We start from the raw sequence: 4,096 nt of genomic DNA, 5'->3' as shown, positions 1-4,096 counted from the left end.
TATATATTTAACCAAATATATATCTAACATTTAATCATAGACTAATCGCAACTTAGGAGGCAAAATATGTGCGGACATGTGGCAATATATTATAAAACAGCACAACCTGATTTAGCAAGACAAAAAGCTATAAGAGATGCAAATAAAGAAATATATCATAGAGGACCAGATGATGAAGGATATTATGAAAATGATAAGATAAGTTTTGGATTTAGAAGACTAAGTATAATAGACATAGAAAGTGGCCATCAGACCTTTGAAAAAGACAATAATGTGATAATTTTTAATGGTGAAATATATAACCATGAAGAATTAAGAAAAAAATTAGAAGAAAAAAATCATAAATTTACTACTAATTCAGATACTGAAGTACTTTTAACATCTTATATTGAAATGAAAGAAAAATGTGTTGAAAAATTAAGGGGAATGTATGCTTTTTTAATATGGGATGAAGAAAATCAAATTTTATTTGGAGCAAGAGACATATTTGGTATTAAACCTTTGTATTACTTTGAAAATGAAGATTTTATAGCTTTCTCATCAGAGTACAAATCTTTATTACTTTTATCCAATGAAAGAAGTATTGATGAAGAGGTTTTACAACAATATCTATCATTTCAATATACAAATGGTGAAGGTACCATGTTAAAAGAAATAAAAAAAATACCACCACATCATTACTTTACTATAAGAGATGATATACTTACTATAAAAAATTATTATGATATTGATTACAAAACAAGAAATGATATAAGCAAAGAAGATGTTTATAATGTGATTAATGAATCTGTTAAAAAACATTTAATATCTGATGTTGAAGTAGGAACATTTTTATCTGGAGGTATTGATTCATCCATAATAGCAACTTTAGCTTCTAAAATTAACCCTAATATAAAATCATTTTCAGTAGGTTTTGGAATAGATGGATACAATGAGTTAGATATAGCTAAAAAAACTGCTGATGAATTAGGAATAGAAAATATACAAATTAAGGTGAGTCAAAAAGAATATATAAAATCTTTGCCAGAAGTTGTTAAACTACTAGATGATCCGCTAGCTGATCCATCAGCTCTTGGAATATATTTTTTATCTAAGGAAGCGAGAAAACATGTCAAAGTTGTCTTATCTGGAGAAGGAGCAGATGAATTATTTGGAGGGTATAATATCTATAAAGAATATTTTAGTATAAAACCTTTATTAAATATGCCTAATAAACTTAATGATACAGTAAATAAAATAGCTAATATTATGCCAGAAGTAAGAGGTAAAAGTTATTTGATTAGATCAACTACACCCTTAAGAGATAGATATATAGGTAATGCAAAAATATTTGAAAATAAGGAATTAAAAGAAGTTTTAAATAATTATAGTGATAATTTCATTTATCAAAATTCAACTAAATCTATTTATGATGAAGCAGAAAAAAGAGGATATGATTATGTAACTACTATGCAATATATAGATATGAATACATGGCTACCAGGAGATATTTTATTAAAAGGAGATAGAATGTCGATGGGTGCATCTATAGAACTTAGAGTTCCATTTTTAGATAAAGAAGTTCTTGAATTATCTTCTAAGTTAAGTTTAGATCAAAAGGTTACAAAGAACCAATCTAAAGTATTACTTAGAGAAGCATTTAAAGATATAGTTCCAAAACACGTAGTTGAAAAGAAAAAGCTAGGATTTCCAACACCAATAAGAGTTTGGTTAAAAGAAGAATTAGGTGATGTAGTAAGAAAAACTATATTAGATTCAAATATTGATGAATTTATTAATAAGGATTATGCTATAAAACTTTTAGATGAACATATATGTGATAAAAAAGATAATTCCAGAAAAGTATGGACTATATTTATGTTTGCTTTATGGTATCAAATTTTTATTGAAAAATTAAATATACAATTTTAATAATTATTTTGAACAAGTATTATATTTGAATCATTTAAATTTTTTATTGACAAAAAAATTATATGTTATAAAATAGAGTAGTAAAATAAATATGATCGGATGAAAATAATCTTAGACATTACTTAGATGTAAGGCCGAAGAAGCAAAAAAAAGATTTTATCTTAATCTTTTTTGAAACTGACAGGCAAAAGGAAGATTGTTTGACGAAGCTTTGGAGAGAACGGATACCGTCGCCTACGTGGCTATAACCAACTGGCAAAAGGACAGAGTAATAAGATGCTTATTTAGCATGCTTATTACTCTGTCTTTTTTTGTTAAAAAATATAAATTGAATACAAAGCATAACTCTCAAATTAAAAATCATATTTATCTACGAATATACATTTTAAAAATTCATATAAGAGGAGAAAAAATTATTTATGAGAATGATGTTAGTAGGATCAGGAGCAGTAGGAGAATCAATATTAAGGATACTAGAAAGTAGAAAAAATCATAATGAATGGTTAGAATTTGTTTTAGTAGCTGATTACGATTTACAAAGAGCCAATGAAGTAATAGAAAATTTAAAAGAAAAAGAAAATTATAAAGCAGTTCAAGTTGATGCTAGAAATAAAGATGAAATGATTGAATTAATAAAAGAATACAGTATAGATTTTGTAATGGATTCAGCCGCACCATTTGTAAGTAACATAATTTTTGATGCTGCTTATGAGGGTGGCGCAAATTACGGAAGTATGGGAACTTGGTCGGTGCCTATGGATAATCCTAAATTTGGTCTTGGTATAGAAAATAGTTATATAGAACCTATGACTAAGTATAATTTTGATAGACATGAAGAGTGGAAAAAGAAAAATCAGATGGCTTGTATATGTATGGGAATAGACCCAGGTGTTGTTAATGTATTTGCTAAATACGCTGCAGAATATGAATTTGATGAGTTGCATGAGATACACGTAAAAGATGGGGGCAACTTAGAAATACCAGGAGCTAAAGAAAATGACATAACCTTTGGATTTAATGTATGGACTATTTTAGATGAGGTTATGAATCCAAATGTGGAGTATGATAAAGAGAAAGGTGGATTTATAGTAGAAGATGCTTTTTGTGGAGAAGAAAAATTTATCATGCCTGAAGGTGTTGGAGAAAATACTTTGGTAAAAGTAGAACATGAAGAAGTTGTTACTATGCAAAGATATTTAAGTAAATATGGGCTTAAGAAAGTTACTTTCAAAATAGCATTAGATCCATCTTTAATAAATGCATTAAAAGTAATTGATTCTTTGGGGCTTAGAAGTATACATCCAGTAGATGTAGGTGGAGTAAATGTAGTTCCAAGAGATGTAGTTGCAGCTTGTGCACCACAACCAAAAGATATTGGTAATGAAATGACAGGTATGATGCTTGTTGGTGTTCACTGTATAGGTATAAAAGATAAAAAGAAAAAAGAAATATTTATGTATCAGCCTTTTGATAATAAAGAATCAATAAGAAGATGGGGGATGCAAGCAGTAGTAGCTCAAACAGGATTTGGTGCAGCTCTTAGTATAGAACTTATAGGTAGAGGAATTTGGAAAGGAGAAGGAGTATTTTCACCAGAATATTTTGATCCAATTCCATATCTAGATTTAATGAAAGAAAGTGGATTTAGATATGAAATAGTATAATCCTATATTTAAGTGGAATAATAAACTTAAAAAATGATATTAAGTAATTTTATGATTATATGAAATATACTTAATATTCATTTTTAATAATGTGAATTTTTATACAAGGAGAATACATATGATTTTAGACAAAGAAAAATATTTAAAAGTTAGAGCAGTACAAGCTCAAGGAGCTAGAACTGTTAAAGAAGTTAAGGATATGACTGATATAGTTATAGAAAATGATGATGAATATAGCGAGATAGATAGAGTATTACAAAATGCTTGTAAGTGTCAAAATGTATCAGTAAACGAAGTTGTAGAAGCAGTTAAAAATGGTGCAGATACTATCGAGAAAGTTATGGCGGAAACTAAAGCAGGTACTGGATGCGGTAGATGTAAAGCAGTATTACAAAATATTATAGATAATAAAAAATAATTAAAAAGCCTTAGTAGTTTCATATAAGTGAAACCTAAGGCTTTTTAATTATTGTATAGAAAAATAATAAAATAAAATTTGGATGTTTTTATTCAAGCCAAGA

Annotated in this window: 3 protein-coding genes and 1 riboswitch; all 3 genes read left to right on the top strand. The window is 27.7% G+C overall.

Annotation, left to right across the window (positions count from 1 at the left end; genetic code table 11):
- Positions 1–66 precede the first annotated feature (66 nt).
- The 3 genes from asnB (at position 67) to NSA58_RS16930 (ending at position 3,993) form a co-directional block, all read left to right on the top strand.
- Positions 67–1,911, top strand: coding sequence for an asparagine synthase (glutamine-hydrolyzing) (asnB, locus tag NSA58_RS16940; protein ID WP_074429883.1), 1,845 nt, complete (start codon positions 67–69; stop codon positions 1,909–1,911).
- Between the two features lie 99 nt (positions 1,912–2,010).
- Positions 2,011–2,117, top strand: a riboswitch (glycine riboswitch).
- A gap of 213 nt (positions 2,118–2,330) precedes the next feature.
- Entirely contained in the window at positions 2,331–3,575 is a 1,245-nt protein-coding gene (locus tag NSA58_RS16935; protein WP_039678199.1) for a saccharopine dehydrogenase family protein, read from the top strand.
- A gap of 118 nt (positions 3,576–3,693) precedes the next feature.
- The gene (locus tag NSA58_RS16930) at positions 3,694–3,993 is read left to right on the top strand and encodes a (2Fe-2S)-binding protein (RefSeq protein ID WP_039678200.1); all 300 of its coding nucleotides are present in this window, start codon (positions 3,694–3,696) and stop codon (positions 3,991–3,993) included.
- Positions 3,994–4,096 lie beyond the last annotated feature (103 nt).

Origin of the sequence: Terrisporobacter muris (genome assembly GCF_024621905.1) — a bacterium.
GTDB classification, from domain to species: domain Bacteria; phylum Bacillota; class Clostridia; order Peptostreptococcales; family Peptostreptococcaceae; genus Terrisporobacter; species Terrisporobacter muris.
The sequence above is the reverse complement of the archived record's forward strand: the minus strand, read 5'-3'. Positions and strand labels throughout refer to the sequence as shown.

Bases quoted from the DNA above. Each gene is read 5' to 3' on its own strand.
- NSA58_RS16935 (WP_039678199.1), top strand. From the start codon at position 2,331: ATGAGAATGATGTTAGTAGGATCAGGAGCAGTAGGAGAATCAATATTA.
- NSA58_RS16930 (WP_039678200.1), top strand. From the start codon at position 3,694: ATGATTTTAGACAAAGAAAAATATTTAAAAGTTAGAGCAGTACAAGCT.
- asnB (WP_074429883.1), top strand. From the start codon at position 67: ATGTGCGGACATGTGGCAATATATTATAAAACAGCACAACCTGATTTA.